Genomic DNA, 23671 nt, shown 5'->3' with positions numbered 1-23671 from the left:
GCAATTTCCGACCGAAAGGGTCCCCGTGACCACTGCCCTTCGCTTTTTGATCGTTGACGACTTCTCCACCATGCGACGCATCGTGCGCAATCTGCTCAAGGAAAGCGGGTTCACCGACGCCGACGAGGCCGAAGATGGCGTCGCGGCCCTGAACAAGCTGCGCAACAGCAAGTTCGATTTCGTGGTCACCGACATCAACATGCCCAACATGAACGGGTTCCAGCTGCTGGCCGAAATCAAGAAGGACGACAAGCTCAAGCACCTGCCCGTCCTCATGGTGACGGCCGAGGCCCGCAAGGAGGACATCGTCGCGGCGGCCCAGGGCGGGGCGGCCGGCTACATCGTCAAGCCCTTCACCAAGGCGACGCTGGAAGAAAAAGTCACGCTGATCCTCAAGAAAATGGGACTTTGACCATGGACACGCCGGACCACACCCCCCCGGAGTCCACGGACGTTCACAACAAGATCGGCGTTCTCACCCGCCAGCTGCACGATGCGCTGAGCGAGCTGGGGTATGCCGACCAGTTGCGCGGCACCGTGGGCGAGTTGCCCGACGCCCAGAGCCGCCTGTCCTATATCGCCCGTCTCACGGGCGAGGCGGCCGAGAAGGTGCTCAGCCGCGTCGAGCAGGCCAAGGCCCAGCACGATTTCATCGCCGAGGAGACGCGCCGCGTGGTGGCGTCGCTCATCAAGGATCCCGTGGCCGCGGTGGCCAAGGGCGAGATCATGAACTTCCTGCACGACGTGGAACGCGTCACCAAGGAAGCCGACGTGCATCTCACCGAGATCATGATGGCCCAGGATTTCCACGACCTCACCGGGCAGGTGATCGCGCGCGTGGTCAATCTGGCCGGCACCATCGAGCAGCAGCTGGTCCAGCTGCTCATCCAGACCGCTCCGCCCCAGGCCCAGCCGGTGGCACCGCCTCCCGAACCCCGCCGCGAGCACCTCGCCGGCCCGGTGGTGGACCCGGAGAACACCCCCAACATCGTCTCCAACCAGTCCGAAGTCGACGACCTGCTGGCCAGCCTCGGCTTCTGATCGCCTCCCTCCGCGGTTCCCCCACCCGCCTGCGGCCGTACCCCACGGCCGTGCGGCGCGGTGCCACGCGGCCATGGGGCACGGGGGAAGAAGGCGCTCCGGGCGGCCACCGGGGATGCGCCTACCCATTCAGGGTGTTTTCTGCTCCATGCCGCCGGATTCATTGAATAGTTTGCTATATATTCGATAGCAACTGCCATGCAATGCCTGCGCGACGATGCCCAGCGGGCAGGCCGGAATAAACGCCTCCCGGGCCGTCTATTCGCGCTTTAGATTCCGGAGCCCCTCACGACAATTGGCATGACCCAGCCGTCATGCCACCATGGACTCCTCCAGCCAAGACAAACAGCTACCCGCGACCGAGCGCAAGCTCCAGCAAGCGCGCGAGGAGGGCCAGGCCGCGCGGTCCCGCGATCTCTCCCACATCGCCATCCTCGGCATGGGCGCGGTCAGCACCTATGCGCTGGCGCCCACGCTCATCGAGCACCTGCAGCGCGCCATCGCCCACCACATGGCGTTCAACGCCGAGACGGTGCATGCCACGGGGTCCATGCTGCAGCGCCTGCAGGACATGACCATCGTCGGCGTGGGGGCCAGCGCCGCCTTCGCCCTGCTCACCGCCGTGGCCACCGTCGCCAGCGCCATCGGCTCGGGCGGCTGGCTGTTCACCTTCAAGCCGGTGATGCCCAACTTCAGCCGGCTCAACCCCATCTCCGGGTTCGCGAACCTGTTTTCCAAGCAGCAGATGGTCACGGTGCTCAAGATGGTGCTGATGACCTGCATCCTCGCGGCCGTGGCGTGGAACTTCATGAGCAGCAGCATCGAGAAGGTCGCGATGCTGGTGCTGCAGCCCTCCCCGGTCTCGCTGCGCCACGTGGGCGAATGGATCGCCGGCGGCGTCGGGCTGATGCTGCTGGTGGTGTTCATCGCGGCGGTCATCGACGTGCCGCTCCAGGCCTTCTTCTTCAAGTCGCGCCAGAAGATGTCGCACGAGGAAGTGAAGCAGGAGCACAAGCAGTCCGAGGGCAGCCCCGAGGTCAAGGGCCGCCAGCGCCAGCGCGCCCGCGAGATCGCCAACCGCGCCAGCCTCGCCAACGTGGCCAAGGCCGACTTCGTGGTGATGAACCCCACCCACTATGCCGTGGCGCTGCGCTACGACGAAGCGACGATGGGCGCCCCCCAGGTGGTGTCCAAGGGCACCGACCTGCTGGCGTTCAAGATCCGCGAGCTGGCCAACCAGAATTCCGTGCCGGTGCTGCAGTCGCCCATGCTGGCACGTGCGCTCTACGCCAATGCCGAGCTGGAGCAGCCGATCCCCGCCCAGCTCTACGCGGCCGTGGCGCAGATCCTGGCCTACGTGTACCGCCTCAAGGCCGCGCTGCGCGGCGAGGGCCGCATGCCCGACGCCCAGCCCGACCCGTTCGTGCCGCCGGAACTCGATCCGCTCACGAAGATCGCCCCGTCCGCCGCATCCACCGCAGGTGACGCGCCATGAAGACTCCCACGATGAGCAACGTCCGCCAATGGGCGGGCACCAATGCCTCCATGCTGCAGGGCATGTCGGCCCCGATCCTGGTGGTCGCCATCCTGGCGCTCATGGTGCTGCCGATCCCGGCCTGGCTGCTGGACACGTTCTTCACGCTCAACATCGCCGTCGCGCTGATGGTGATGATGGTGGCCGCCTACATGATCCGGCCGCTGGACTTCGCGGCCTTCCCGTCCGTGCTGCTGCTCACCACGCTGATGCGGCTGTCTCTGAACGTGGCGTCCACGCGCGTCGTGCTGCTGGAAGGCCACACCGGTCCGGGCGCGGCCGGCGCAGTGATCGAGGCCTTCGGGCACTTCCTGATCGGCGGCAACTTCGCCGTCGGGCTGATCGTGTTCGCCATCCTGGTGGTGATCAACTTCGTGGTGGTGACCAAGGGCGCGGAGCGCATCGCCGAGGTGTCGGCCCGGTTCACGCTGGACGCCATGCCCGGCAAGCAGATGGCGGTGGACGCCGACCTGAACGCCGGCCTGATCGACGAGAAGGAGGCCAAGCGCCGCCGCCTGGAAGTGCAGGAAGAGGCCAACTTCTTCGGCTCGATGGACGGTGCCTCGAAGTTCGTGCGCGGCGACGCCATCGCCGGCATCCTGATCCTGCTCATCAATATCGTGGGCGGCTTCGCCATCGGCATGCTGCAGCACGACCTCTCGGCCGGGCAGGCGGCCAACAGCTACATCCTGCTGGCGGTGGGCGATGCGCTGGTGGCGCAGATCCCCGGCCTGCTGATCTCGGTGGCCGCCGCCATGGTGGTCTCGCGCGTCGGCAAGGAAGAGGACATGGGCCGCCAAATCGTGCAGCAGCTCTTCATGTCGCCACGCGTGCTCGGCGTGGCCGCCAGCATCCTGATCCTGCTGGGCCTGATTCCCGGCATGCCGCACGCGGTGTTCCTGATCCTGGGCGGCGGCATCGGCTATGCCGCCTGGCTGCTGCACCAGCGCGCCAACGCCCCCAAGCCGGTCGAGGCGCCGCCCGCGCCAGTGACCGACGGCGAGGCCACCTGGGACGACCTACAGCCCGTGGACCTGCTGGGCCTGGAGCTGGGCTACCGCCTGATCTCCCTGGTGGACAAGAGCCGCCAGGGCGACCTGCTCACGCGCATCAAGGGTGTGCGCCGCAAGTTCGCCCAGGAAGTGGGCTTCCTGCCGCCGGCAGTGCACGTGCGCGACAACCTCGAACTCAAGCCCAGCGCCTACCGCATCACGCTGCGCGGCGTGGTGGTGGGCGACGGCGAGGCCTTCCCCGGGATGTTCCTGGCGATCAACCCCGGCGGCATCAGCACGCCGCTGATCGGCACGCCCACGACCGACCCGGCCTTCGGCCTGCCGGCGCACTGGATCGACGATCACCAGAAGGAAGCGGCACAAATGGCGGGTTTTACGGTCGTTGATTCCGAAACCGTCATGGCCACCCATTTGTCACACTTGATGCAAGTCCAGGCAGCCAAGCTCCTGAGCCGCACGGAAACGCAGCAGCTCGTGGAACATGTCAGCAAGCTGGCCCCCAAGCTCATCGAGGAAGTGGTTCCCAAAATGGTGTCGATCGCAACGTTCCAGAAGGTCCTCCAGCTGCTGCTGGAAGAGTCCGTCCACATCCGGGACATCCGCACCATCATCGAAACCCTCGCCGAGCATGCGGGCAGCGTCGCCGACCCGGTGGAGCTGGCGCGCCGCGTGCGCATCGCCCTCTCGCCGGCCATCGTGCAGCAGATCTACGGCCCCACCCGGGAGCTGAACGTGATCGCCATCGAGCCCGGCCTGGAGCGCCTGCTGGTGCAGGCCCTGGGCAACGCCGGCGGCCCCTCGCTCGACCCGGGCGTGGCCGACATCCTCACGCAGAAGGCAGCCGAAGTGGCCATGAAGCAGGAAGAAATGGGCATGCCCGCCTGCCTGCTGGTGCCCGACGCCATCCGCAACGCCGTCTCGCGCCTCGTGCGCCGGGTGGCTCCCCGCCTGCAGGTGCTCGCCCACAGCGAGATCCCTGAAACCCACACCATCCGCATTGGCCCGATCCTCAAAGGTGCAGCATGAACATCAAACGCTTTACCGCCCCCACCTCGCGTGAGGCCCTGGCCAAGGCGCGCATGGCCTTCGGAGACGGCACCCTCATCCTCTCGAACCGCCAGATCGCCGGCGGCGTCGAGGTGATGGCCACCGCGGAAGACACCCTCTCGTCGCTGGAGAACACCCCCGAGCCGCCCCAGGCCGGCTCCCGCCTGCAGGAGCGCGCCGCCGACATGGCCGCCAACCCCTCGCAATCGAGCCGCCCGGCGCGCCCCGCGCCCCGCGCCGAAGCCCCGCGCAACCCCGTGGCCCAGGACACCGAGCAGCTCGCGATGAGCACGCTCTCCTTCCAGGACTATGTGCGCGAACGCATGCTGCGCCGCCGCCACGAGGCCCTGCACGGCTCGCCCGAACCGATGGTGGAAGAGCAGGCCATGCCCGAGCGCATGCCCGCGGCCCGCGCGCCCCAGCCGCGCACGCCCGAACGCGCCAGCCCGCCGCCCGCGGCCGCCAGCGCACCCGTGCAGCGCCACAACCCGCTGCGCGCCTCCATTCCCATGGGCCTGCCGCCCGAGCCCGTGCGCGAACGCCGCGTGCAGTCGCCCATCGTGCCGTCGCTGGCGCAGGAGTCGGGGCAGCAGAACCTCATGAACGAGCTGCAGTCGATGAAGGACCTCATCGAGGACCGTTTCAACACGCTCGCCTGGCTCGGCCAGGCCCGGCAGAACCCGATCCAGTCCAATCTGATGCTCAAGCTCATCCGCGCGGGCTATTCGCCGTCGCTCGCCCGGGCCGTCCTGGAGCGCCTGCCCGAGGAACTGGGCGCGGCCGAGGCCGTGCGCTGGCTCATGGACGTGCTGGAGCGCAACCTCAAGACCGACGCGCACGCCCGCCCCCTGTACGAAGAAGGCGGCGTGTACGCGATGGTCGGCGCCACGGGCGTGGGCAAGACCACGACCACCGCCAAGCTGGCCGCGCTCTGCGCCCGCATCCACGGCCCTGCGAGCGTGGGGCTCATCACGCTCGACACCTACCGCGTCGGCGCCCACGAGCAGCTGCGCACCTATGGCCGCATGCTCGGCGTGGTGGCCCACCTCGCGCACGACCGCGCCGCCCTGCAGGACCTGCTGGGCCTGCTGGCCGGCAAGAAGATGGTGCTCATCGACACCACGGGCGTGGCGCCGCGCGATCCGCGCAAGCGCGACATGCTCAACGTGCTCGACCTGCCCGGCGTGAACCGCCTGCTGGTGCTGAACGCCGGCTGCCACGGCGATACGCTGGACGACGTGCTCACGGGCTTCAGGACCGAAGGCTCGCAACAGGCCATCCTCTCCAAGGTGGACGAAGCCGTGAAGCTCGGCCCGGCCGTCGACGCGCTGATCCGCCACCAGATGGTGCTGCGCGGCGTGACCAACGGCCAGCGCGTGCCCGAGGACTGGGAAGCCGCCGACGCGCACAAGCTCATCGCCACGTCGATGCGCTCGCCCGCCAAGTCGGCCTTCGATCCCAAGGCGTCGGACCTGAACTTCTTCTTCTCGCACTCGCCAGAGATGGCCATGGAAAGGGGACTGGTCGATGCTTGATGCCAGCTTTCACCAGGGCGCGAGCCTGCTGGGCCTGATGCCCGAGTCGCAACTGCGCATGGTCGCCATCCTGGCGCAGCCGGATGCGGCCTATGGGCTCGAGACCCTGTTCCAGGTGTGCTCGGCGCTCCAGCGCATGGGCTACCCCGTGGCCGTGCTCGACGGCACCGCGCGCGAAACCGATGCCGCGCCCGGCCTGGCCCATCTGCTGGCCGCGCCTTCGTGGCAGCACGGCGCGCCGCTGGACACGGGCGCCGCCGCGGCCGCTTCGCTGGCCGTGCTGCCCGCCGCCTATGGCCTGCGCCGCCTGGCGCGGCAAAGCGTGGACGCCTTCGCCGCCCAGCAGACGCTGCAGCCCTTCTTCCGGGCCTATTCGGTGCTGGCCGTGTATGCGCCCGCCGAAACGCTCGCCCCGTTGGTGCGCGAGACCTCCACCGTCCCGCTGCTGATCGCCGAGGGCGGCGATCATGCCGTGCAAAGCTACCGCCAGCTCAAGCACATGGCGATGCATGCCGGCGTGCCGTGCACGGTCGCCTCGGTGGTCCCCACGGACCGCCCGGCCAGCTTCGCCCGCGCGCACGCCGTGCTGGCCGCCCTGCAGCGCTGCGCCGAGCGGCACCTGGGCAGCGAATTGCACACCACCACCCTGCGGGCCAACCACCCGCAGGACCTGCAGCGGCTGGCCTTGCAACTGCTGGAAAACGCGGGCACCATTGGCGCCGCGCAGGTTCCCGCCGCCCCGCCCTTCATTGCACCGCAGCACACCCCGCAATTCGCACGGAGCCATTGATCCGATGTACACCGCCAAAGGACAGCTCGACCGCGATGCGCTGATCCGGCAGCACGTGCCGCTGGTGCGCCGGATCGCGCACCACATGATCGCCAAGCTCCCGCCCAACGTGGAGCTGGACGATCTGATCCAGGTCGGCATGATGGGCCTCAACGAGGCACTGTCACGCTACGAGGTGGCGCAGGGCGTGCAGTTCGAGACCTTCGCCTCGCAGCGCATCCGCGGCGCCATGCTCGACGAACTGCGCGAAGGCGACTGGATGTCGCGCAGCTCGCGCAAGAGCCAGAAGGAGATCGAGCAGGCCGTGCTGCGGCTGGAGCAGAAGCTGGGCCGCAGCCCGCTCGAATCCGAGATCGCCGCCGAACTGGAACTGAGCCTGCCCGAATACCAGTCCCTGCTGAGCAAGGTCCGCGGCACACAGCTCGTCTATCTGGAAGACATGACGCGCGGCGACGACGACGAGGAAGGCTTTCTCGACCGGCACGTCGCCGACACCGCCGCAGACCCCATGGCCATGCTGCGCGACCAGCGGCTGCGCACCTCCCTCGTGGCCGCCATCAAGGCGCTGCCCGAGCGCGAGCAGCAGATCATGGGCATGTACTACGAGCACGACATGAACCTCAAGGAGATCGCCGCCGTGCTCGGCGTGACCGAATCACGCATCTGCCAGCTCCACAGCCAGTCCATCGCGCGGCTGCGCGCCAAGATGCGCAGCCATTGAGCGGAAGACGGTCCGTCGCTGGCATGGAGCGCCAGGGATGAATCACCGTACCTGCAGGCTTGTTACATAACTCCGCACACGGCCTATCGCCGCCTGAGCTTTGTTGCTCGCACACGGCCGCGAAGACATTCATGGCGGCCCTGCGGCCTGGTGTCTGGCTCCCCCACTGGACCACGGAGCGCTGCCCCACGGCTCCAGCGCGGTGGCTCCGCGAACCTTCTTCTCAGCTCTGCGACCGGTAGATGCGCGCCGCGCTGCCGCGCATGCCTTGCCCTGCCGGGCTGCCATTGCCATAGGTGGAGACGCCCTGGTCCGGCGGCAGCAGCGAGGCCACCTGGCGTTCAGTGAGCGCCGCCAGGCGGGCGAGCTGCTCGCGCTGCATGGCCAGTTGACTGCGTACGGCCCGGATGCGGGCGGTCCACTCGGGCGGCAATGCGGGCGCCGAGGCAGGGCGGCTTTCGAGGGCGCGGGAGAAATCCAGGGCCGCCTGCCGCAGCAGGGGCGCGCAGCGTTCCAGTGCGGGCGCATCGCCCTGCAACAACAGGGCGCCGACGTCGGCCAGGTGCGACTCGACGGCAGCCAGCGCGGTTTCGAGGGAGGCCGGAGGGGAAGCTGGGGAGGAGGTGTACATGGGGCGGTCCTGTGCCGACCGGCCCATGGAGGGCGCGCATGCCGCGTGCGGTGCGGCCGGCGCCCGAAGAACGGTTCAGCGGGTCAGTGGCTCTTGGGGGAGTGGGCGATGATTTCCTGCGCGTTGGACAGCAGCTTGTCGGCGATGGCGCCAGCGTCTACCGTGAAGGTGCCCTTCTCGATGGCGGCGCGCACGGCCTTGACCTTGTTCGCGTCGAAATCCGCACCGCTGCGCAGGGCGGGGTCCAGCGCACGGGCGGCGCCGGAGAACGTCACGGGCGTGCCGCCGGCGGTGGCGACCGTGGTGGCGGTCTTGGCGGCTTCTTCGGCAGCGGGCGCCGGAGCGGCGGCCTTGGGCGGCTGCTTGGCAGCCGCGCCGACCTGCTGCGTCAGCGCAGTCGGCAAATCCGGGTTTTGTCCTATCTTCATCGCACTCTCCCACCCCGTTCGATGTGGGGCACAGTAGCAATGTTTTCGGCCATCGGACGGAGGACTTTAGGGCTTTATCGGCAACAGGAGGTCACAAACCGATCTCTACTGTTCCATCGTTGGACACAATTCCAGCAACGACCCGGCCATTATCCATGCGCACGCGCACAGTCTCGCCGATGGCGCCGGCCGTGACGGCCTGGCCCGCGGATGTTACCGAATAGCCCCGGCCCTGGGCGACGACGCGCACGGGTGCGCCGGCCCGGAAGAGCGTGGGGGCTTTGACCATGTGCTGGCGCAGCGTCTGCCCGGCCATGAGGTTGCGCGATGCCACCTGCCCGACCCAGCTTTCGGGGTTGGCCACGACAGCGGTGGTTTCGGCTGCCCAGTCGACCTCGGCCTGGGTGGCGTCGGCTTCGGTCAAAACGGCGCCCGAGACCACGTTGCCGGTCAGCACCCAGGCGGGCCCGAAAGCCTTGATGGTGACCGGCAGGAACACGTTCCAGGCCGTGGCGCCTTCCACGCACCGCAGGCCCAGCCGGGTGCGGCCCCAGAGCCGGGAGCCGGCGGGCAGGTAGGGCTCGACGCGCGCGCAAGGCGCCAGGCGCAGCCGAGAATCGAGTTGGCCCACGCTCACTTCCATGCGCAGCGGCAGCGGGCCGCCGGCAGCCTGGCCGCGCTGCAGCGCATCGTCGAGCCAGCGCTGCGTGATGCCGCCCAGGTCGGCGGTGGCATCCGCCCCGGGCGCGGCCTGGGCATGGACCGCGGTGGCGGCGCACCAGGCGAGCGCGGCAGCGCCCGCCATGCAGACCAGCCGTGCTGCGCGCGGAGCGGGACGGGACAAGGACGTGGAGCAGATGCGGGACATGGGGCCTCCTGGCGGCGACAACGGAAAGCGGAAAACAGCGGGGGGAAAGGGCCGGCGGGACGGGCGGTCCGGGGGCGATTCCACGCCCTGCACTCTAGGGCGTGGGCGGCGCGGCGATGGACCGAACTGCGCGCCAATCCCCGCGTTCTTCGCGCTTTAGAAAAACAGGCCCATTTCCATAATCGGTCCACGCCGAAAACCCGTGGGCATTGCGCCCCGGACCGGCCCCGAACCCCGACTTTCCAAGGTGGCCCCGATGCTCGACAAGTTGACCGAACGGCTGGATTTCCACGGCAACGCGCTGCTGCTGCGTGCCGAGCGCCAGCGTGCGTTGGCCAGCAACATCGCGAATGCCGACACCCCGGGCTACGTGGCGCGCGACTTCAATTTCTCCGATGCACTGCGCGATGCCACCGGCCAGGGCTCGGGCGCCTCGCTCGGCACCGCGCAGCGCGCGATCCAGCGCCAGCAGAGCGCGAGCGACCCGCGCCACATCCCGCTGCCCGCCGCCGCGAGCGGCTCGTCCACGGCCAGCACGCTGGGCTATACGGTGCAGACCCAGCCGAGCCTGGACAACAACACGGTCGATCTGGACCGCGAACGCGCCGCGTTCGCCGACAACGCCGTGCGCTACGAAGCCACGCTGCGCTTCATCAACGGCAACGCGCGCACGATGCTGAGCGCGATTCAGGGCCAGTAAGCGCCACGCCCCGCACCAGGAAAGCGAGTCTCCGCCATGTCCATGTTCTCGATCTTCGGCGTCTCGGGCAGCGCGATCAGCGCGCAGTCGCAGCGCCTCAACGTGGTGGCCAGCAATCTGGCCAACGTGGACGCCGTGGCCGGCCCCGACGGCCAGGCCTACAAGGCCCGCCAGGTCGTCTTCCAGACCACGCCCATGGGCGCGGACACCTCGGCCGGCGTGCGCGTGAGCGGGATCACCGAGAGCCAGACGCCCGGCAAGCGGGTGCACGACCCGAGCCACCCGCAGGCGGATGCGGAGGGCTACGTCACCCACTCGAACGTGAACGCGGTGGAGGAGATGGTCAACATGATCTCGGCCTCGCGCTCCTACCAGAACAACGTCGAAGTGATGAACACGACCAAGTCCCTGCTGCTCAAGACGCTGCAGATGGGCCAGTAAGCAACCTCCCGGAGAGACCGCACCATGATCCTCAACCCGATCGGCTCGACGGCCACCGTGAACACGAGCTCGAACTCCAACTCCTCCACCGATCCGGCCGCCGCGCAGGACCGATTCCTGAAGCTGCTCGTCGCGCAGCTGAACAACCAGGATCCCATGAACCCGCTGGACAACGCCCAGATGACCTCGCAGATGGCGCAGATCAACACGGTGACGGGCATCCAGCAACTCAACCTGAGCATGCAGACCATGGCCGAGCAGTTCACGACCATGCAGACGCTGCAGGGCACGATGATGATCGGCCGCTCGGTGCTGACCGAAGGCGCCAAGATGACCTTCAAGGACGGCACGGGCACCGGCACGTTCGACCTCAAGACCGCCGCCACCGACGTCAAGGTGGAAGTCGTCACCCCCGGCGGCCAGTTGGTCGACACGGTGGAGGTCGGCGCGAGCGAGTCGGGCCGCCACACCTTCTCGTGGGACGGCAGCAAGTACACGGGCACCCAGAGCGACCTGAAGTTCCGCGTGGTGGCGACCAACAAGGACGTTGCCGTGGAAGCCACCCCGCTCATGCAGGCCAAGGTGCTGGGCACCGGCTCCAACGCGGGCGCGCTCACTCTGAACCTGGACACGGGCAGCACCGTGAACTACAGCAACATCCGCGCGGTGCTCTGACCGGCCGGCGCTCCACCCTTCCCTCCCCCTCCACCTTCCCCCTGTTTTCCCGAGGAGAACACCATGAGCTTCCAGCAAGGCCTGTCCGGCCTCAACGCCGCCAGCAAGAACCTGGACGTGATCGGCCACAACGTCGCCAACTCCGGCACCACGGGCTTCAAGGCCTCGCGCGCCGAATTCGCCGAGATGGTGGCCTCCGCCATCGGCTCCGCGGGCGGCAGTAATGCCGGCATCGGGGTGGAACTCTCCGCGGTCTCCCAGCAGTTCAACCAGGGCAACATCTCCGTGACCGGCAACAGCCTGGACGTGGCGATCAACGGCGACGGCTTCTTCACGCTGCAGCAGCCCGACGGTTCCCGCGCCTACACGCGCGCCGGCAACTTCAAGCTCGACAACACCGGCCGCGTGGTGACCAACAGCGGTGCGCAGGTGATGGGCTACGCGCTCGACCCGACCACCGGGACGCGCACCGCCAGCAACGCGACGCCGCTCACCTTCCCCACGTCCAAGCCGATCCCGGCCAAGCAGACCACGTCCATCACGGCCGAGTTCAACCTGGACGCCCGCGCGCCCGACGCCGCCGGCGACCCGACGGCCACGCCGCCCATCGCCGCCACGCCGCGCTCCACCTACGGCACGTCGATCAACGTGTACGACAGCCAGGGCGTGGCCAAGCCGGTGAGCCTGTATTTCCAGAAGAACGGCGCCAACACCTGGGACGTGTACGACCAGCTCGACGACCCCACCGCCACGCCGCCCGTGGTGGCCACGGCGATCGGGCAGATCACCTTCGACAACAACGGCAAGATCACCGGACCCGCAGCCACCGCCCCCGAAACGGGCTTCCAGTTGCCGCTCACGATCACGCCCTCGCCGCCCAACCCGAACAACCTGACCAGCTACACGGTGAACGCGAAGCTCGACGGCGTGACGCAGTTCGGCAAGTCGTTCGCGGTGTCCAACCTCTCGCAGGACGGCTACACCGCCGGCGAACTGACCGGCATCAGCATCGAGAACAACGGCACGGTGATGACCCGCTACTCCAACGGCGTGACGCGCGCCGAGGGCCAGGTGGCGCTGGCCACCTTCCGCAACACGCAGGGGCTGGCCTCGGTCGGCAACAACAACTGGGTGGAAACCTTCGAGTCGGGCCAGCCCGTGCTGGGCACGCCCACCGAGGGCAAGTTCGGCGCCCTGCGCTCCGGCGCGCTGGAGGACTCCAACGTGGACCTCACGGCCGAGCTGGTGAACATGATGACCGCGCAGCGCGCCTACCAGGCCAACGCGCAGACCATCAAGACGCAGGACCAGGTGATGTCCACCCTGGTGAACCTGCGCTGACGCCACGCCCGCGCTGACCCACCCCTGACCCCACGACGCATTTCCTTCCACAGGCCGAGCGATGGACCACATCATCTACACCTCCATGACGGGCGCCAACGCCGCCGCCCAGCGGCAGGCGGTGCTGTCCAACAACCTCGCCAATGCGTCCACCAACGGCTTCCGCGCGGAAATGTCCACCTTCCGCTCGGTGCCGGTGCAGGGCGACGGCTCCAAGACCCGCGTGTTCGCGCTGGAGGCCACCTCCGGCCACGTGGAAACCCCCGGCCCCGTGCAGCGCACGGGCCGCAACCTGGATGCGATGGCCGTGGGCAACGCGTGGTTCGCGGTGCAGGGGCTGGACGGCACCGAGTCGTACACGCGCAACGGCAGCTTCGAGGTCACGGCCGAGGGGCAGCTGCGCACCTCCAACGGCCTCACGGTGCTGTCGGACGGCGGCGGTCCCATCGACGTGCCGCCCGGCGCCGATGTCTCGCTGGGCTCGGACGGCACCATCACCGCACGCGTCGCGGGCCAGCAGGCCACGCCCATCGGGCGCCTGAAGCTCGCCACGCCCACGCTCGAGGACCCGCTCAAGCGCGGCGACGACGGGCTGTTCCGACCCGCCTCCGGCGAGCCCATGCCCAATGACCCGAACGGCCGGCTGCTGTCGGGCGCGCTGGAGGGCTCCAACGTGAACGCCGTCGAAAGCATGGTCGGGATGATCTCCGCCTCCCGGCAGTTCGAAGCCCAGCTGCGCCTGCTGCAGACGGCCGAGAACAACGACAAGTCGGCCAGCCAGCTGCTCAACCTCAACGGCTGACGCGCCGCCCGCCGCCGCCTCCGCCCGAACGCCCGCACCTTCCGAGGAACCGCCATGATCAATTCGCTCTGGATCGCCAAGACCGGCATGTCCGCCCAGCAGACGCAGCTGGACGTGATCTCCCACAACCTCGCCAACGTCTCGACCACCGGCTACAAGCGCAACAACGCGGTGTTCGAAGACCTGATCTACCAGAACCTGCGCCAGGTGGGCGCGCAGACCACCGAGCAGAACCAGCTGCCCACGGGCCTGCACCTGGGCCTGGGCGTGCGCACGGTGGCCACCAGCCGCAACTTCACGCAGGGCAGCCTGCAGCAGTCCAACAACAACCTGGACGTGGCGATCAACGGCAACGGCTTCTTCGAGGTGACGATGCCCGACGGCACCACCGGCTACACGCGCGACGGCTCCTTCCAGCTCGATTCGCAGGGCCGCATGGTCACCTCCAGCGGCCTGCCCGTGGCCAACGGCATCACCGTGCCCGCCAACGCGACCAGCATCAGCATCAGCACCGACGGCATCGTCTCGGCCACGGTGCCGGGCACGACGGCGCCGCAGCAGATCGGCACGCTGGGCATGGCGAGCTTCGTCAACTCGGCCGGCCTGGAGCCGGTGGGGCAGAACATGTTCAAGGAATCGGCCGCCTCGGGCCAGCCGCAGCAGGGCACGCCCGGCACGAACGGCCTGGGGATCATGCGCCAGGGCTTCCTCGAAACCTCCAACGTGAACGTCGTGGAAGAGCTGGTCTCGATGATCCAGACGCAGCGCGCCTACGAAATGAATTCCAAGGCCATCCAGACGTCCGACCAGATGCTAGCCAAGCTCGCGCAGCTGTGATGCGCGCCCTCTCCTTCCCTTTCGGAACACTGACCATGCCGCACACCGTCCCCCTCTCCGCTTTCGCGCGCCTTGCCACGATCGCCGCCCTGCTGGCCGCCACGGGCTGCGCCTCGATCAACCCGCCGCCGCCCATCGACATGCCGCCCACGCTGCCGCCCGTGGCCGTGCAGACCGCGCCCCGCGCCACCGGCCCGGCCACGGGCAGCCTCTTCCACGCGGCCAGCTACCGGCCGGCCTTCGAGGACCGCCGCGCGCGCCTGGTGGGCGACATCGTCACGATCCAGATCGTGGAGACGATCTCCGCCTCGCAGAAGTCCAGCTCCAAGGTGGACCGCACGGCCGCCAACACGGCCGGCATCACCGCCTTCCCGTTCGTGGGCACGGCCGACACCAGCAAGCTCCGGCTGGGCGGCAACAGCACCAACAACTTCGAGGGCAAGGGCGACCTGCAGAGCAGCAACACCTTCACCGGCACCATCACCACCACGGTCATCGAAGTGCTGCCCAACGGCCACCTCGTGATCGCGGGCGAAAAGCAGATCGGCGTGGCCGAGAACGTGGACGTGCTGCGTTTCTCGGGCACGGTGGACCCGCGCTCTCTGCAACCCAACAGCGTGGTCAGCTCCACCCTGGTGGCCAACGCCCGTGTGCAGTCGCGCGGCCGCGGGTCGCCGGCCGAAGCCCAGGCCATGGGCTGGCTGGCACGCGCCTTCAACTCGGTCGCGCCGTTCTGACGGCCCGCCGGCGCGATGCCGGCTCTTCCGCTCCAAGCCCGTACCGCACCCAGCGGAACGGGTTTTTGCTATTATTTATATAGCAAACTATTCAATGAATCCGGCGGCATGCAGCACTTTTCGATGAAAGCCGTGCCACGCCAGGCCCAGGGGCATGCCAGGCCTGCGAGGAATCCGCAACAGCGCCCCGCCCTGGACCCCGCCCCCCTGTTCCCCCAAAAGAGCCGTGATCCGGCGCCTTTTCGGTCCATTCCTCCGGGGCCTCCGATTCCACAATCGGTGCCATGACGTTCCTCTCCCCCTCCTTCTTCGCACGCGCGCACCGGGCCGCCCTGCGGCACGGGCTCGCGCAAGGCCTGGCCGCGTTCGCCCTGCTCGTGGCGGCGATGGCACCCGCGCACGCGCTGCGCATCAAGGAGGTGGCGGCGGTGCAGGGCGTGCGCAGCAACCAGCTCACGGGCTACGGGCTCGTCGTGGGGCTGGACGGCACGGGCGACCAGACCACGCAGATGCCCATCACCACGCAGGCGCTCACCAATTACCTGCAGCAGATGGGCATCAGCCTGCCGCCCGGCACGGCGGCGCCGCAACTCAAGAACGTGGCCACGGTGATCGTGACGGCGCAACTGCCGGCCTTCGCCCAGCCGGGCCAGCAGATCGACGTGAGCGTGTCCTCGATGGGCAACGCCAAGTCGCTCAAGGGCGGCACGCTGATCGCCACGCCGCTGCGCGGCGCCGACGGCGAGATCTATGCGCTGGCGCAGGGCAACCTCGTCGTGGGCGGCGCGGGGGCTTCCGCCGGCGGCAGCAAGGTGCAGATCAACCACCTGAGCGCGGGCCGCATCCCTGAAGGCGCGCAGGTGGAGCGTGCGGTGCCCACGCCGCTGCACGACGGCGACACGATCAACCTGGGCCTCAACGCCTCCGATTTCCAGACCGCGCGCAAGGTGGCGCAGGCCATCAACGGCAAGCTGGGCAAGGGCGTGAACATCGCCACCGCGCTCGACGGCCGCACGGTGCAGGTGCGGGCCCCGCAGAACCCGGGCGAGCGCGTGAATTTCATCGCCGACCTCGAAGAGCTGACGGTGGCCGACGCCACGCCGGCCGCCAAGGTGGTGATCAACGCGCGCACCGGCTCCATCGTGCTGAACCAGGCCGTGACGCTGGGCCCCTGCGCCATCGCGCACGGCAACCTGTCGATCACCATCAGCTCCACGCCCGTCATCAGCCAGCCCAATCCGCTGTCCCAGGGCCAGACGGTGGTCGCGCAAAAGAGCGATATCGCCATCAAGCAGGACCCGGGCAACATCATCCAGATGCCGCCCTCGCCGCAGCTCGCCGACGTGGTGCGCGCGCTCAACACGCTGGGCGCCACGCCGCAGGACCTGCTGGCCATCCTGCAGGCCATCAAGGCCGCTGGCGCCCTGAACGCCGAGCTGGAGGTCATCTGATGACGACCCCGGCCGCCCCCACCGCCTCCGCCTGACCGCCGGGAGAAGAACGCCATGGCCCTCAGCCTGCCCTCCTCCGCGTCGCCCTCGGCCACGAATGCGCTGGCGGTGGACGCGCGCTCGCTCAACGCGCTCAAGTACGAAGCCGGCCAGAACAACCCGCAGGCCGCCAAGGAGGCGGCCAAGCAGTTCGAGTCGCTCTTCATGCGCGAGATGATCAAGAGCATGCGCGAGGCGACGATGAAGTCCGGCCTGATGGAAGGCGGACAGGCGGACCTGGGCACGGACATGCTGGACCAGCAGCTCTCGGTGCAGATGTCGGGCCTGCCCGGCGGGCTCTCCGAGGCCATCCAGCGCCAGCTCACGCGGCAGATCGGCGGCGGCCAGGAGGCCGCACCGGCGTTCTCGCCCCCCTCCACGCTGAGCCTGCCGTCGCAGTCGCCCGCACGCGCCGCCGCGGCCGCCAACGCCTATGCGCCCGCGCCCAAGGGCCGCGACAGCTTCGTGCAGCACCACCGCGACGCGGCCGAGCGCGTGTCGCAGGACAGCGGCATCCCCGCGAGCTTCATGCTCGGCCAGGCCGGCCACGAGACCGGCTGGGGCAAGAGTGAGATCCGTGCCAAGGACGGCAGCAACTCGTTCAACCTGTTCGGCATCAAGGCCGGCAAGGGCTGGACCGGCAAGGTGGCCGAGATCACCACCACCGAATACATCAACGGCACCCCGCGCAAGGTGACCGCGAAATTCCGCGCCTACGATTCGTACGAGGATTCGTTCAAGGACTACGCGCGCCTCATCAACGACAACCCGCGCTACGAGAAGGCCCGCGAGAAGACGCATTCGGCCGTGGCCTACGCGGCCGAACTGCAGAAGGCCGGCTACGCCACCGACCCCGAGTACGCGAACAAGCTGAGCCGGGCCATCCACAGCACGCTGCGCGTGGGCCCGTCGGCCTGAGGATGGGTGAACGCACATGAGCCTGCTCAACGTCGGCGCCCGCGCCCTCCTCGCCAACCAGACGGCCCTGCAGACGGCCGGGCACAACATCGCCAACGTCAACACGGCGGGCTATTCGCGCCAGACGCTGTCGCTGCAGACGGTGCAGGGCCAGTTCACGGGCGGCGGCTATATCGGCCAGGGCGTGGACGTGCAGACCATCCTGCGCAACCACAACGAACTGCTCACGCGCCAGGCGGCCGCGGCCAATTCCTCCCAGACGGCCGACAAGACGCGGGCCGAGCGCCTGTCGCAGATGCAGGACGTGTTCAGCGGCGGCACCAGCGGGCTGGGCGCATCGATCACCGACATGCTCAACTCGCTCAAGGACGTGGTCGCCGCGCCGACCGACATCACGGCGCGCACGGTGACCATCACCCGCATGGACGAGACCGCCGCGCGCATGCGCTCGGCCGCCGAACGCATCGACGAGATCCAGTACACCGTCAAGGAACAGCTCAAGAGCGACGTGAACGCGATCAACAGCCTGGCCAAGCAGATGGCGGCGGTGAACGAGCAGATCGCGCGCGTGAAGGGCAACGGCCAGACGCCGAACGACCTGCTGGACCAGCGCGACCAGATCATCCGCGAGATCAACCAGTACGTGCAGACCACGCAGGTGGCGGCCGACGACGGCACGGTGGGCCTCTTCGTGGCGGGCAGCCAGCCCCTGGTGCTGGGCACCACCGCCACACCGCTGGCCGTGGAGGAGTCGAGCCTGTTCCCCGGCAGCGGGCAGCTCAAGCTGTACTTCAGCCCGCCGGGCGCCAAGCCCATCGAACTGGACGACTCCATGCTCGCGGGCGGCGAGCTGTCGGGCCTGCTGCGCTTCCACAACACCGACGTGGCCGAGGGGCGCAACCTGCTGGGCCGCATGGCCCAGTCGATCGGCATGACGATGAACGCGCAGCACAAGCTGGGCGTGACGCTCGACGGCCAGCCCGGCAAGGACCTGTTCTCCGTCGCCAGCACGATGCCCGGCTACACCAGCGGCACGGCCGTGGGCAACGTCGCCTTCACCGATGCGACGAAGTTCGCCGCCTCCGACTACGAAGTGCGATTCACCACGCCGCCCGCGGGCCAGGTGGTGCGCCTGTCGGACGGCAAGGCCACGGGCTTCACCGACCTCGCGAACCTCGCGGGCCAGCAGATCGACGGCCTCAACTTCAACCTCACCGCTGCGGGCGCGGCCGGCGAGCGCATGCTGTTCAAGCCCTTCAGCAGCGCGGCCTCCAACATCGAGGCGCGCGTGCTCTCGCCGCGCGACCTCGCGGCCGCCAGCCCGGTGAACGCCTCCATGGGCACGACCAACAACGGCTCGCTGCAGCTGACGTCGGTGCAGGCCACGTCCACCGGTTTCACGGCGCCGCCCACCCCGGGCGGAGTGACGCTCACCTTCGCCGCCGGCCCGCCGGCCACCTACGGCGTGACGGGATCGACCACGCCGGCCTCGGGCACCACCGGGCTGGCCTACACGGCCGGCCAGCCCATCACCATCGACGGCTGGGAGATCACCCTCAAGGGCACCCCCGGCACGGGCGATACCGTGAAGGTGGGCAACGCCCTGGACCCGCAGTACGGCGACGCCTACAAGCGCAATGCGGGCAATGCCTCGGCGCTCGACGCGCTGGGCGACGTGAAGATGTTCGACGAAGCGACCATGAGCGACGGCTATGCCGGCCTCATGGCGCAGGTCGGCACGCGCACGCAGAACGCCAAATACGCTGCGGACGTGTCGGCCACCATCGCCTCCAACCTCGAACGCGACCGCACCGCCGTCTCGGGCGTGAACCTGGACGAGGAAGCGGCCAAGCTGATCCAGTACCAGCAGGCCTACCAGGCTTCGGCCAAGGTCCTGCAGATCGCGCAGAGCATCTTCGACAGCCTGCTGCAGACGATGGGCCGCTGATGCCGACGCCGATCCCGCCACCGCCCGCTGAAACGAACCCGGCCCTCCGGAGAACGCCATGAGCACCTTCTACCGCACCGCCACCGCCAACCAGTACGACAACGCGCTGCGCAACCTGTCGCAGCGCCAGACGGCGCTGTCCAACCTGCAGGAGAACCTCACCTCCGGCAAGCGCGTGGTGCGCGCGAGCGACGACCCCGTGGCCGCCGCGCAGGCCGAGCGCGCCATGACGCGCCTGTCGCGCGTGCAGAGTGAGCAGCGCGCGCTGGAGAACGCGCGCAACACCGTCACCCAGGCCGAGTCCACGCTCGGGCAGGCCGTGGACATCGTGCAGGAACTGCGCCAGCTCATCGTGAACGCGGGCAACGGCTCGCTCAAATCCGAAGACCGCAAAACCATGATGAACCAGGTGCAGGGCCTGCGCGAGCAGCTCTCCGACCTGGTCAACCGCAAGGACACCAACGGCCTGCCGCTGCTGGGCGCGCTGGGCAGCGCGCTCGAACCCTTCCTGGGCCCGCAGTCCGGCAGCCCCGACTACAGCTTCGCGGGGCAGGCGGGCCTGGCCTCGGGCTCGGGCACCTCGCTGCCGGTGTCGATCGACGGCGAATCGGCCTTCATGTTCCAGCCCAAGCGCGACGGGGTCTACACCGCATCGGTGAGCGCCATCCCCTCGGGCCGGCTGCTCGTGACCGATGGCGTGAAACCGGTGGACACCAGCCTCGTCACCGGCGACGACTACCAGGTGGTCTTCAGCGGCGTGGGCCCCGGCGCCACGGCCGGCACCACCACGGCCACCTACACGATCACCAACACGACCACGGGCGTCTCGTCCGCGCCCGTCACGGTGCCCGACTTCCCCTCCGACAAGGCCGTCTCCATCGCGGTCACCGGCATCCCGGGCGTGAGTTTCAACATCACGGGCACGCCCACCAAGCAGTCCGACGGCACCTACAACTTCTCGCCCGCCAACGGCGACACCGTCTCGCTCAAGCCGAGCGCGAGCATCTTCAGCTCCATCGACCAAGCGATCCGCGACATCGGCGGCGCCACCAACAGCAACGCGGCCACGCAGGCCGTGGGCCAGGCGCTCAACAACATCGACATCGGGCTGGAACGCATCCACAACATGCGCGGCTACGCGGGTGAACTGCTCAACCGCGCGGACCGCATCACGGGCGACCAGGACAAGCGCCAGGTGCAGCTGGAGGCCGACCGCTCGCGTGCGGAGGATCTCGATATGATCAAGGGCATCTCCGACTTCCAGAACAACCAGACCGGCTACCAGGCGGCCCTGCAGTCGTACGCGCAAGTGCAGAAGCTGTCGCTGTTCAATTACATCGGCTAGGCGGAAAGAGACAACCGGGGCGCAGGCCCCCTCCGCCGGGCCACCGCACCGCCCACCCATGGTCCAATCCGTCCTCGGCAGCCTGATCCTCGGATACCGCCCCCTCTGGAACCAGGCCCGCCGCCTCGCAGCCGTCCAGCTGCATGTGCACATCGCCGGCGAAGCGCTCGTCGATGCGCCCCACCTGCTGCGCACGCTGCAGGAACTCTGGAGCGCCAGTTCTCCCCCCCTGCTGCTGTCGCCGCAGAGCCCGCAACTGCTGGCCGACCTGCTCGCCCAGGCCCCGCGCGGCACGCCCTGGATCAGCGTGCCCGACGCCTGGCTCGGCGATGCCGACCTGTTCGCCCGCGTGCGCGCCGCCCACCAGCGCGGCCTGAAACTCGTGTGGCGCGGCCCGCTCGACCACCTGCCCCCGGCCGAGGTGGCCGCCTGCTTCGACAACAGCCTGCTCACCCTGTCCGCCACCGATGCCGCCGCGGCCCTGCGCGCGGCCGGCGGCCCGATCCGCGGCGCACCGGCCGCGCCCAGCCCCGTCATCGCGGGCCAGATCTACGAAAGCGTGGCCAGCCGCCCGCTCATGGAACACTGCCTGGACCGGCACCACGCGCTCGCCATCGCCGGATGGCCCGCCGAGGACGTGCTCTACAGCCTGCGGCACCAGCCCCCCCAGCCCGCGCACGAGACCGTGCTCAAGCTCATGCGCGCCATCGACGCGGAGCAATCGCTCGAAGCCTTCGAGCAGATCCTCGGCGAAGACCCGCTGCTCGCCTACCGGTTCATGGTCTACACCAACTCGGCCGCGCTCGGCCTGCGCACGGGTGTCGACTCGCTGCGCCGCGGCCTCGTCATGATGGGCTACGGCTCCCTGCAGCGCTGGCTCGGCGACCAGTTGCCGCACGCCAGCACCGACCCCAACCTCCAGCCCATCCGCGAATCCATGGTGATCCGCGCCCACCTCACCGAACGCCTGCTCGACGCCGGCGTCGAAAACGACCTGCGCCGCGAGGTCTACCTCTGCGGCCTGCTGTCGCAACTGGGCGAGCTGCTCTCCGAGCCGCTCGGCACCATCCTGCGCCGGCTGCCCCTGTCGGAACGCATCTACGACGCGGCCGTGCTGCGCACCGGCCCCTACGCATCGAGCCTGGAAATGGCCTGCGCACTCGAATCCGAAGACGCCAACGCGGTCCGCCAGCTGTGCGAAGCTCACGAGTTGGACCTGGAGGAGGTCAACCGGGCATTGCTGCGGGTGATCTCGGATCTGGTGGTAGAGCGGCCGGCGGGAAGGTGAAGCGGCCCACAGGGCAACGTGGGCCGTCGGGCTGAGGGGGCCACGCACGCGGGCAGCGGGCCCGGGGCTGTGGGCAGCCAGATCACCTCCATGCGGTCCATCTCACCGGCGGGGGCCGCGCTGTCGCTGCTGCGGCGGTTGGCGTACTGGCCCAGCACCGTGCTGCCGGTGCCGTCCTCCGCTTACACCGTCGAGAATTTTCCCAAACCCCGAATTCAGCCACTCAGCGCCTTCATAAATCAACGATTTACGACGCATAAATTTGCAGATCGAGAAATTTTGAGAGGTTCTCCGTGGCTGCGTGATTGCGGGGTGTCTGCTGCCGGAGAGGAAATATTTTTCTCAATTCTTTCACGCTCCAGCAAGAATTTTTATACCCCAATAAAGCCAAATTTAACTATTTAATTATCCAATTCACTTTCCACCCTGCTTCTTCGAAATATCTTATAAGCTGCCCTTCGTCTTCCACCCAAGCATCAAAGCCATCCTCCTTAAAATCGGCATCTGCAGAAGTTATTATTAAATAACCACCCGAAGACTCAGCATCATCAATCACTTTTACATATCTGCCAAGTTCTATACCAGAAATTATCCGACCTGAAACTCCGATTTCTATTTTCATAATTCAATCAAAAAACAAGATGTGATTGTTTACGATCGGCCTAGCCGATCCAGGCGAATAGATCTCCAGATGCCCGTGCGGCATTCCGGGCGAATGGTTCCCCGCCAAAGAATTTCCATCAATTCGGAATTGCCTCATCCCATCTGCACTCCGAAAGACATCCAACCCCCAAAAAACGCTGACCTGCACTTAAAAGATCATCAGCGCTCAGCCTATATGAGCTGGTCATATTCCCACTACCACCTGTAGTCTCTGCAATTACCGCATCCGACGGACTGCACGTGCCCGAGTTTTGCAGTCTTTGTAACGCTCCCCGCAATTGCCTGATATTCGCCGCAGTGAACCCTTGCCCAGGAGCCGAGACATACATCGGCGCATAGTTGGGCTGGTACTGCCGAATCTGGCTTGTGAGATTCACACCCTGTGCGTTGAGCAGACTTTGCGCATAACTGACCGGAGGCACGGCCGAACGCCTTTGCAGGCTTCGTTGTCCGAGAAGTTCAGCGGATCCGCGCCCACATACCCGAACCGATTCCACCCACCCTCCAGCCCGATCGGATCGGCCTGGATGTACCGCCCGCTCGCCGCGTCGTAGTACCGGTGCAGGTTGTAGTTCAGCCCCGTCTCCTCGTCCCACACCTGCCCCGGATACCGCAGGTCGAACCGCACCGCTTCCCCGTAGTTGCGGATGCCGGCTTGCCCGCTCTGCGCGTAGCCCGTGGCGCCGGTGGTCGGGTTCGCTTCTCCAAAGCCCGTGATCAGCCACTGCCACACCACCTGCCCCTGCGCGTTCGTCAGCCGCCGGGGCGTGTTCAGGTGGTCCGCATCGATGGCGTACAGGCGCCCGTTGATTTGACCACCACCGCGATTGGATTCGCCGCAGTGAGAGGGTCAGTCAAATGGTAGAAATCCGTCTTTG

The 23671-nt window shown here is 67.9% G+C and carries 25 protein-coding genes; 20 read left to right on the top strand and 5 right to left on the bottom strand.

All coding sequences use genetic code 11. The features are described from left to right. The first annotated feature begins 25 nt into the window (after window positions 1-25). The 7 genes from cheY (at window position 26) to BM144_RS20365 (ending at window position 7681) form a co-directional block, all read left to right on the top strand. On the top strand, window positions 26-412 hold the full coding sequence (gene cheY, locus BM144_RS20395) for a chemotaxis response regulator CheY (protein WP_092956865.1): 387 nt from the start codon (window positions 26-28) through the stop codon (window positions 410-412). A gap of 2 nt (window positions 413-414) precedes the next feature. Further along, window positions 415-1041, top strand: a complete 627-nt coding sequence (locus tag BM144_RS20390; RefSeq protein WP_092956861.1) for a protein phosphatase CheZ — start codon at window positions 415-417, stop codon at window positions 1039-1041. Between the two features lie 322 nt (window positions 1042-1363). Further along, complete coding sequence (locus BM144_RS20385) at window positions 1364-2536, top strand: EscU/YscU/HrcU family type III secretion system export apparatus switch protein (protein ID WP_092956858.1); 1173 nt, start codon at window positions 1364-1366, stop codon at window positions 2534-2536. After that, window positions 2533-4614, top strand: a complete 2082-nt coding sequence (gene flhA, locus BM144_RS20380; RefSeq protein WP_092956855.1) for a flagellar biosynthesis protein FlhA — start codon at window positions 2533-2535, stop codon at window positions 4612-4614. Before BM144_RS20385 ends, flhA begins: the two co-directional genes overlap by 4 nt. Then, window positions 4611-6170, top strand: coding sequence for a flagellar biosynthesis GTPase FlhF (flhF, locus tag BM144_RS20375; RefSeq protein ID WP_092956852.1), 1560 nt, complete (start codon window positions 4611-4613; stop codon window positions 6168-6170). Before flhA ends, flhF begins: the two co-directional genes overlap by 4 nt. Continuing rightward, entirely contained in the window at window positions 6163-6960 is a 798-nt protein-coding gene (locus BM144_RS20370; protein WP_092956849.1) for a hypothetical protein, read from the top strand. Before flhF ends, BM144_RS20370 begins: the two co-directional genes overlap by 8 nt. Before the next feature lie 4 nt (window positions 6961-6964). Next, window positions 6965-7681 (top strand): RNA polymerase sigma factor FliA, encoded by a 717-nt coding sequence (locus BM144_RS20365; RefSeq protein ID WP_092956845.1) that lies wholly within the window; start codon window positions 6965-6967, stop codon window positions 7679-7681. Between the two features lie 223 nt (window positions 7682-7904). Here BM144_RS20365 and BM144_RS20360 read toward each other — a convergent pair whose 3' ends face one another. From BM144_RS20360 to flgA, 3 genes are all read right to left on the bottom strand, one after another. Further along, complete coding sequence (locus BM144_RS20360) at window positions 7905-8312, bottom strand: prefoldin domain-containing protein (RefSeq protein WP_092956842.1); 408 nt, start codon at window positions 8310-8312, stop codon at window positions 7905-7907. An 83-nt stretch (window positions 8313-8395) separates the two neighbouring features. Then, on the bottom strand, window positions 8396-8740 hold the full coding sequence (flgM, locus tag BM144_RS20355) for a flagellar biosynthesis anti-sigma factor FlgM (protein ID WP_092956839.1): 345 nt from the start codon (window positions 8738-8740) through the stop codon (window positions 8396-8398). A gap of 91 nt (window positions 8741-8831) precedes the next feature. Further along, a complete protein-coding gene (gene flgA, locus BM144_RS20350) occupies window positions 8832-9608 on the bottom strand; it encodes a flagellar basal body P-ring formation chaperone FlgA (RefSeq protein WP_092956836.1) in 777 nt (258 codons plus the stop codon). Window positions 9609-9864: 256 nt separating this feature from the next. Here flgA and flgB point away from each other — a divergent pair, with 256 nt between their 5' ends. The 13 genes from flgB (at window position 9865) to BM144_RS23255 (ending at window position 22535) form a co-directional block, all read left to right on the top strand. Beyond that, window positions 9865-10308 (top strand): flagellar basal body rod protein FlgB, encoded by a 444-nt coding sequence (flgB, locus tag BM144_RS20345; RefSeq protein WP_092956833.1) that lies wholly within the window; start codon window positions 9865-9867, stop codon window positions 10306-10308. Window positions 10309-10344: 36 nt separating this feature from the next. After that, entirely contained in the window at window positions 10345-10749 is a 405-nt protein-coding gene (gene flgC / locus BM144_RS20340; protein ID WP_092956830.1) for a flagellar basal body rod protein FlgC, read from the top strand. 24 nt (window positions 10750-10773) lie between these two features. Beyond that, a complete protein-coding gene (locus BM144_RS20335) occupies window positions 10774-11424 on the top strand; it encodes a flagellar hook assembly protein FlgD (RefSeq protein WP_092956827.1) in 651 nt (216 codons plus the stop codon). Between the two features lie 63 nt (window positions 11425-11487). Then, entirely contained in the window at window positions 11488-12765 is a 1278-nt protein-coding gene (gene flgE / locus BM144_RS20330; RefSeq protein WP_092956824.1) for a flagellar hook protein FlgE, read from the top strand. A gap of 61 nt (window positions 12766-12826) precedes the next feature. Then, window positions 12827-13567 carry a flagellar basal-body rod protein FlgF gene (flgF, locus tag BM144_RS20325; protein ID WP_092956821.1) on the top strand — a complete coding sequence of 247 codons (741 nt, stop codon included), beginning with the start codon at window positions 12827-12829 and terminating at the stop codon, window positions 13565-13567. A 54-nt stretch (window positions 13568-13621) separates the two neighbouring features. Further along, window positions 13622-14404: a flagellar basal-body rod protein FlgG gene (gene flgG, locus BM144_RS20320; RefSeq protein WP_092956818.1), complete on the top strand. Its 783-nt coding sequence runs from the start codon at window positions 13622-13624 to the stop codon at window positions 14402-14404. A gap of 35 nt (window positions 14405-14439) precedes the next feature. Beyond that, window positions 14440-15141, top strand: coding sequence for a flagellar basal body L-ring protein FlgH (locus tag BM144_RS20315; protein ID WP_092956815.1), 702 nt, complete (start codon window positions 14440-14442; stop codon window positions 15139-15141). 284 nt (window positions 15142-15425) lie between these two features. Then, on the top strand, window positions 15426-16592 hold the full coding sequence (locus BM144_RS20310) for a flagellar basal body P-ring protein FlgI (RefSeq protein WP_092956812.1): 1167 nt from the start codon (window positions 15426-15428) through the stop codon (window positions 16590-16592). A 54-nt stretch (window positions 16593-16646) separates the two neighbouring features. Beyond that, window positions 16647-17549, top strand: coding sequence for a flagellar assembly peptidoglycan hydrolase FlgJ (gene flgJ / locus BM144_RS20305; protein WP_092956809.1), 903 nt, complete (start codon window positions 16647-16649; stop codon window positions 17547-17549). A gap of 16 nt (window positions 17550-17565) precedes the next feature. Beyond that, entirely contained in the window at window positions 17566-19497 is a 1932-nt protein-coding gene (gene flgK / locus BM144_RS20300; RefSeq protein WP_092956806.1) for a flagellar hook-associated protein FlgK, read from the top strand. A gap of 58 nt (window positions 19498-19555) precedes the next feature. Next, window positions 19556-20842 carry a flagellar hook-associated protein FlgL gene (flgL, locus tag BM144_RS20295; protein WP_092956803.1) on the top strand — a complete coding sequence of 429 codons (1287 nt, stop codon included), beginning with the start codon at window positions 19556-19558 and terminating at the stop codon, window positions 20840-20842. Between the two features lie 58 nt (window positions 20843-20900). Beyond that, entirely contained in the window at window positions 20901-22130 is a 1230-nt protein-coding gene (locus BM144_RS20290; RefSeq protein WP_092956800.1) for an HDOD domain-containing protein, read from the top strand. A 90-nt stretch (window positions 22131-22220) separates the two neighbouring features. Beyond that, a complete protein-coding gene (locus BM144_RS23255) occupies window positions 22221-22535 on the top strand; it encodes a hypothetical protein (protein WP_175526093.1) in 315 nt (104 codons plus the stop codon). Here BM144_RS23255 and BM144_RS20285 read toward each other — a convergent pair. Both BM144_RS20285 and BM144_RS20280 read right to left on the bottom strand, forming a co-directional pair. Then, window positions 22528-22752, bottom strand: coding sequence for a hypothetical protein (locus tag BM144_RS20285; protein WP_092956797.1), 225 nt, complete (start codon window positions 22750-22752; stop codon window positions 22528-22530). The two genes, BM144_RS23255 and BM144_RS20285, sit on opposite strands and share 8 nt — an antisense overlap. A 414-nt stretch (window positions 22753-23166) precedes the next feature. Then, window positions 23167-23526 carry an RHS repeat-associated core domain-containing protein gene (locus BM144_RS20280; RefSeq protein ID WP_217644362.1) on the bottom strand — a complete coding sequence of 120 codons (360 nt, stop codon included), beginning with the start codon at window positions 23524-23526 and terminating at the stop codon, window positions 23167-23169. Window positions 23527-23671 lie beyond the last annotated feature (145 nt).

The sequence above is a fragment of the Paracidovorax konjaci genome, assembly GCF_900112675.1.
Taxonomy (GTDB): Bacteria; Pseudomonadota; Gammaproteobacteria; order Burkholderiales; family Burkholderiaceae_C; genus Paracidovorax; species Paracidovorax konjaci.
The sequence above is the reverse complement of the archived record's forward strand: the minus strand, read 5'-3'. Positions and strand labels throughout refer to the sequence as shown.

Coding starts and splice junctions, on each gene's coding strand:
- BM144_RS20390 (WP_092956861.1), top strand. CDS start 415: ATGGACACGCCGGACCACACCCCCCCGGAGTCCACGGACGTTCACAAC.
- BM144_RS20385 (WP_092956858.1), top strand. CDS start 1,364: ATGGACTCCTCCAGCCAAGACAAACAGCTACCCGCGACCGAGCGCAAG.
- flhA (WP_092956855.1), top strand. CDS start 2,533: ATGAAGACTCCCACGATGAGCAACGTCCGCCAATGGGCGGGCACCAAT.
- flhF (WP_092956852.1), top strand. CDS start 4,611: ATGAACATCAAACGCTTTACCGCCCCCACCTCGCGTGAGGCCCTGGCC.
- BM144_RS20370 (WP_092956849.1), top strand. CDS start 6,163: ATGCTTGATGCCAGCTTTCACCAGGGCGCGAGCCTGCTGGGCCTGATG.
- BM144_RS20365 (WP_092956845.1), top strand. CDS start 6,965: ATGTACACCGCCAAAGGACAGCTCGACCGCGATGCGCTGATCCGGCAG.
- BM144_RS20360 (WP_092956842.1), bottom strand. CDS start 8,312: ATGTACACCTCCTCCCCAGCTTCCCCTCCGGCCTCCCTCGAAACCGCG.
- flgM (WP_092956839.1), bottom strand. CDS start 8,740: ATGAAGATAGGACAAAACCCGGATTTGCCGACTGCGCTGACGCAGCAG.
- flgA (WP_092956836.1), bottom strand. CDS start 9,608: ATGTCCCGCATCTGCTCCACGTCCTTGTCCCGTCCCGCTCCGCGCGCA.
- flgB (WP_092956833.1), top strand. CDS start 9,865: ATGCTCGACAAGTTGACCGAACGGCTGGATTTCCACGGCAACGCGCTG.
- flgC (WP_092956830.1), top strand. CDS start 10,345: ATGTCCATGTTCTCGATCTTCGGCGTCTCGGGCAGCGCGATCAGCGCG.
- BM144_RS20335 (WP_092956827.1), top strand. CDS start 10,774: ATGATCCTCAACCCGATCGGCTCGACGGCCACCGTGAACACGAGCTCG.
- flgE (WP_092956824.1), top strand. CDS start 11,488: ATGAGCTTCCAGCAAGGCCTGTCCGGCCTCAACGCCGCCAGCAAGAAC.
- flgF (WP_092956821.1), top strand. CDS start 12,827: ATGGACCACATCATCTACACCTCCATGACGGGCGCCAACGCCGCCGCC.
- flgG (WP_092956818.1), top strand. CDS start 13,622: ATGATCAATTCGCTCTGGATCGCCAAGACCGGCATGTCCGCCCAGCAG.
- BM144_RS20315 (WP_092956815.1), top strand. CDS start 14,440: ATGCCGCACACCGTCCCCCTCTCCGCTTTCGCGCGCCTTGCCACGATC.
- BM144_RS20310 (WP_092956812.1), top strand. CDS start 15,426: ATGACGTTCCTCTCCCCCTCCTTCTTCGCACGCGCGCACCGGGCCGCC.
- flgJ (WP_092956809.1), top strand. CDS start 16,647: ATGGCCCTCAGCCTGCCCTCCTCCGCGTCGCCCTCGGCCACGAATGCG.
- flgK (WP_092956806.1), top strand. CDS start 17,566: ATGAGCCTGCTCAACGTCGGCGCCCGCGCCCTCCTCGCCAACCAGACG.
- flgL (WP_092956803.1), top strand. CDS start 19,556: ATGAGCACCTTCTACCGCACCGCCACCGCCAACCAGTACGACAACGCG.
- BM144_RS20290 (WP_092956800.1), top strand. CDS start 20,901: ATGGTCCAATCCGTCCTCGGCAGCCTGATCCTCGGATACCGCCCCCTC.
- BM144_RS23255 (WP_175526093.1), top strand. CDS start 22,221: ATGCGGTCCATCTCACCGGCGGGGGCCGCGCTGTCGCTGCTGCGGCGG.
- BM144_RS20285 (WP_092956797.1), bottom strand. CDS start 22,752: ATGAAAATAGAAATCGGAGTTTCAGGTCGGATAATTTCTGGTATAGAA.